The organism is Anaerolineales bacterium, assembly GCA_037382465.1.
GTDB lineage: Bacteria > Chloroflexota > Anaerolineae > Anaerolineales > E44-bin32 > WVZH01.
Map to the genome: position 1 here is coordinate 1 of JARRPX010000063.1, position 4614 is coordinate 4614.

At 54.2% G+C, this 4614-nt stretch carries 4 protein-coding genes; all 4 read right to left on the reverse strand.

Annotated elements, in window-relative coordinates; genetic code table 11:
• Positions 1–1046: glycosyltransferase family 39 protein (locus P8Z34_13840; GenBank protein MEJ2551755.1), on the reverse strand; the 1046-nt coding region annotated here is incomplete at its 3' end.
• A 1-nt stretch (position 1047) separates the two neighbouring features.
• Positions 1048–2070, reverse strand: coding sequence for a lysylphosphatidylglycerol synthase transmembrane domain-containing protein (locus P8Z34_13845; protein MEJ2551756.1), 1023 nt, complete (start codon positions 2068–2070; stop codon positions 1048–1050).
• Positions 2071–2143: 73 nt separating this feature from the next.
• Entirely contained in the window at positions 2144–2932 is a 789-nt protein-coding gene (locus P8Z34_13850; GenBank protein MEJ2551757.1) for a methyltransferase domain-containing protein, read from the reverse strand.
• 44 nt (positions 2933–2976) lie between these two features.
• Positions 2977–4365, reverse strand: a complete 1389-nt coding sequence (locus tag P8Z34_13855) for a Coenzyme F420 hydrogenase/dehydrogenase, beta subunit C-terminal domain (protein MEJ2551758.1) — start codon at positions 4363–4365, stop codon at positions 2977–2979.
• Between the last annotated feature and the right edge of the window lie 249 nt (positions 4366–4614).

Consider the following 4614-nt stretch of genomic DNA (forward strand, 5'->3'; position numbering starts at 1 on the left):
AGCAGAACGACTCCGGAATGGAAGAATCCACCGTATGCGCCGGCAAAGGGATATATGAGCGTCATCAAGCCCACGAGCAGGACGAGATAGATCATCGCCAGACGGATCTCTCTTCGTTTTCGAAGCTGGTACACACCAACGACCATAAACGGCCACATGAAAACCAATCCGATTTCGGCGACGAACCTTTGAAGGATCACGCCCAGGGCCCACAATCGAGTCGATAAGATCTCTGCGATTCCTGCCTGCCACCAGCGCTCGGGCGTCAGCTGGCTTGCGGGGTAGTTTACCAAATCGCTTGGTGAAAGCAGCCACAACGTACGCCCTGCTCCTACGGGAATGATGTGCCCTGTCTCGATGAAATTCCGAACGAACCACGGTCCCGTACAGAGAAAGAAACCAAATGCGAGCAACGCGATCGATCTGAGCCTTGTATCTCTGCTCCACCATATCGCTGCAACGGCAGGCAGGAGCAGCAGCACTCCGTCCACTCGAGTGAGATAGCCAAGCCCGGCAAGGATTCCCACCAGAAACCATGTGGACAATTTCGACTGCCGGCTTGCGTCTGCCGCCAGAAGCAGGACGGCACTTCCAATCCAGGCATAAATCGCGAAAGAATCCGTCGTCACGAAGAACGGCACGAAAAAGCCGGAGAAAATGGAGATCAATCCTGCGCTCAACATCAACCGCCGGTTTGCACCGAAACGTCTCGCCAGCGAAACGGCCAGAAGTGGCAGTAGAACGGTGGAAACGATCATAGGCAATTGCGCGGCCCGGAAATCATCGCCGAAAAGAGCCATCGCCCCCGCGGCTACGAGGCTCGTCAGGGGCATCCAGTAAGTATGGGAAGGGTGCGGCAAACCAGATGGGTCATCGAGATAATTCCAGATGAACGGTTCCGAGAATCCCTTGCCGGCCGCCAATTGCCTGGCCGTTACGAAATAATAATCGGCGTCCATGTATCCCGGTGAGGCTACAAACAACGACACGACAAAATAAACCAACACCGCCAGCGCGAGAAGTAAGATTATGTCCCGTCTGCGCATTTCAATCCTGACCCGTCGCTCCCCGTTTGAAATCCAACCGAATCGGATGGACCAACCAGGCAATCGCTCCAACCAGTCCGCCTGCAACGTAGAAGGTAACGAACACGAGAAAGGAAAAGCTCAGTGCTTTTTCGGCGGCCACACCCACTGTACTCATATAAGCCACGATCGTCGCCTCGCGCGTTCCCAATCCGGATATGGAGAATGGCAAGAGTGTGATCAGACTTCCCAATGCAACGCTGAACATGATGACACCATAGTTAACATCGAGCGCCAATGACTTCGATAGAAGAAAACATTGGGTGAAATAGACCCCATACGCGGCAATGGTAAGTCCGGTGCAAACCGCCACGGCCCTCGTTCCCATTTTTAGTAATCCATGACGGACGCCCACCAACCAACCCTCCGGATCGAAGAGTCTCCTGCCGTATTGGCCCAAGCGGCCGGCGGCATTCTGCATCCAGATGAAAGTGCGGTCGTTAAGAAAGAGGATCAGAGGCAGCAGCGTGAGCAGAAAGAACAGGATCATCCACAACCGGTACTGCGGCGTCCCAATCGAAAAGATCGCCGCAACTCCGACGAGCAGCAGGGTATAAAGATCGAAAAGACGATCGGCAAGCACGCTGGAAATCGCCATACCGGATCGGGAATTTACTTCGTCGTGGACATAAAACGCTCTCCCGAATTCTCCCAGACGGCCCGGAGTCAAGAAGCCGATGAAAATACTGGCAAAGTAAGCCAGGTATGCCTCCTTCCAGGGTAAGGAGAGGTTCAACGCGCTCAGGATCACCTGCCAACGTATGGTTTTAATTCCAATGAGAAGAATCAATAAGCATATGGCAAACAGGATCGTTCCCAGATGTGCCTGCTTGAGTGTGTCCAGCAGATAACGCAAATCGAGCTGCTTGAGTAAAAAGACCAACAGGACGATGCCGATCATACGAGGCAGCAGCGATCGGAGTACCCCGCCGATATTCCGCCTGCGCACGTTCGAGCGCCCTTTACCACTCGCTTCCGGCGACATCTCAATACATCCATTCATGAGGATTGAGAAACTACAAGGCCCGACGGCGTCGAATGCCAACTTCGACAGTAAATCACTTTTCGCCTTTTCGGGCGATAATCACGCGGCGAAGACCGAGGAGCGGCATCAGCCACTCCCTCGTCCGATTTTCGATCCACTCTCCGATCCGTATCAGCCATCTCGGACCGCCCGGAATGAGAACGGTCGTTTCGACGTTCTCGATTTCGAAGCCGGCATCGACGATCATCGACTGCAATCTGGCGAGTCGAATGAATCGATGCGGACCTTCAGAATGGTGCAGCTTGAAGATCGCAGCGAGCGCATGAACCGGCTCCCACAACACGTTCGGCGTCGTAAGGATGAGCGAGCCTCCCGGTCTGGTAAGGCGGCCGATTTCCCGGATCAAACGGGCCGGATCGGGAAAATGCTCAACGGTTTCGAAACACAGAACGGCATCGAATGTCTCGTCCTCGAATGGAAAAGCGTAATCGAGGATTTTCTGCCAGACAAAATCCTGCAACCCACTCTGACGCAGCCGTTCCACACAGATTTGACCCATGCGGTCAGATACATCGGCACAGACGGCCGAACCCACCTTTTCGTTTTCGAAGAAATACGCTGTTCCGTTTCCGGTGCGCGCGCAGAAATCCAGGACCTGGGATCCAGCCGCGAGGTCACTCAATCTCAAACCATCTATGAAACGGCGAAAGTAGGAATAAGTCCCTTCATTGATCTCGTCGTAGTCTTCCGTTGCATCCCAATGGCGTCCTACGTCCTCGAAGGTCCAATCCTTACGCCGCCAATGTTCGATCTCTTCCTTGATTCGTCCGATGAAAGAATTTTCCGCTGCAATTTGTTCCATGAGCACCACACGTTTCCCAGATGATTTCAGATCGTCCGGTGATATCAGCGATCTGATTGCGTCGATGGATCGATTCGGAACGTCATCGTCCGCAAACCACTTCTCTTCGTCGGTTTGGATATGCGTTTCCAGGCCTTCCTCAGTACGTCGAACAACGGTCCGATCAGCTTTAGCGGTATACGTTCGACCAGATACCTCGCCAACCGGGAGTGGCCGGCGAGAAGGATTCCCGAAATGAAGATTTCAACTAATTTGCGTACGATGGATATGTGTTCGGGAGCGTATCCGTATTGGGGAACGGCGCGGCCGAAGCGTCGACGCCAGGCCATGCGGATGAACGTTCCGCGTTTCTTGAAATCGAGCATATGACCGTGCATCGCCAATGCAGCGTCTAACGATAATTCATCGAGCGCCAGCAGACCCCTGTCCTTCATCTCTTTCAGCAATCGAGAGCCCAGCTCTGTACGGGCCAGGACGACAGAGAAGCCGCCGCCTCGTTCTTCGAGTTGGGGATTCCAGGCATCGCCAACGGAAATGTCTGTCAACTCGTTCGTAAAATCGACGCTCAGCAGCGTGCTCTTCGTGAGATAGAAGGGGATCAAGTAGTTGTAGTAGAATTTGTTCTCCCGCAGGATTTCGCCGCTCTTCAATTTAATTTGCAGGCAGCCCGGCCATTCCCCCTCCCGGTAACGGAGCTCCGCAATGTCTTCCAGCTTTTTTGCGCACTTCGATCGTAAATAGCTGCGAATCGAATCCAGATACATGATCGTTCCCACGTACGGACCAATGACATATTCGATCTTCTTTGCGCCTGCGTGTCCCAGACGCTGTAATTGCCGGATCGCCGCCACCTGATCCGGCAAGCCAACGTACGCCAGGCGTCCGTCGAAGGATTCGACTTCAGCGAGGATAGTGTTCACCGGAACCGGTACGTACACGCTCTGCGCAGCCGCTTCGATCTCCTCCGCTGTCCGGGCAATCATCGGAGTGGAGAGCCAGGCTTCGGGGGAACCATGCTGCAGCACGATGCCGCCGTCGATCAGATCGTTCTCAAGCAGATAGAGCAGCGTTTGGGTGATCACGCCTCCTGAAGATCCGCAGCGCCGGATTCTAGGAATTAAGGAATACCCGAGGAATATCTGGCGATATGCGCCGATCAACCAATTATGAGGCAGGCCATCGAAAAACCAGCGGAAGAGCTGCGGATAATTGATACCCAATCCGGGACACGCCTGGTAAGCGAGCTCGGTCAACGTCGAGCTGTCGTCTCGCTGCGATACCGGAAGCGGCCCACTGCCTCCGCGTACCATGTCGATGTTTCCACCGGACAATCCCGCGCACGTTCCGCAATGGGTGCACAAGCCGCGCTCGACGACCTCATCTCGCAAGCGTCGATACACGTCGCTCGATTCGCTCCTAGTAGACTCGGTCACTGTCTCGCCTTCTCGACAATCGATCCATGAACGACGTGAGCCGAAAATGCCCTACTAAACTCATAGACCCGCGATGAATAACAGACATAGATTTTCGTCAATCTTCGGGTCTGTGGAAGGAAGGCAAACGGCGGTCCATCAACTCTGCAAGCAGTCCGAGTACACCGACTTGGACACCGGTCATGAAAATGACAACTGCGGATGCATCCGCAAGCCGGCCGAGGACGATCGTCGAAAATACGGCCCAGG

Coding starts and splice junctions, on each gene's coding strand:
- P8Z34_13845 (MEJ2551756.1), bottom strand. CDS start 2,070: ATGTCGCCGGAAGCGAGTGGTAAAGGGCGCTCGAACGTGCGCAGGCGG.
- P8Z34_13850 (MEJ2551757.1), bottom strand. CDS start 2,932: ATGGAACAAATTGCAGCGGAAAATTCTTTCATCGGACGAATCAAGGAA.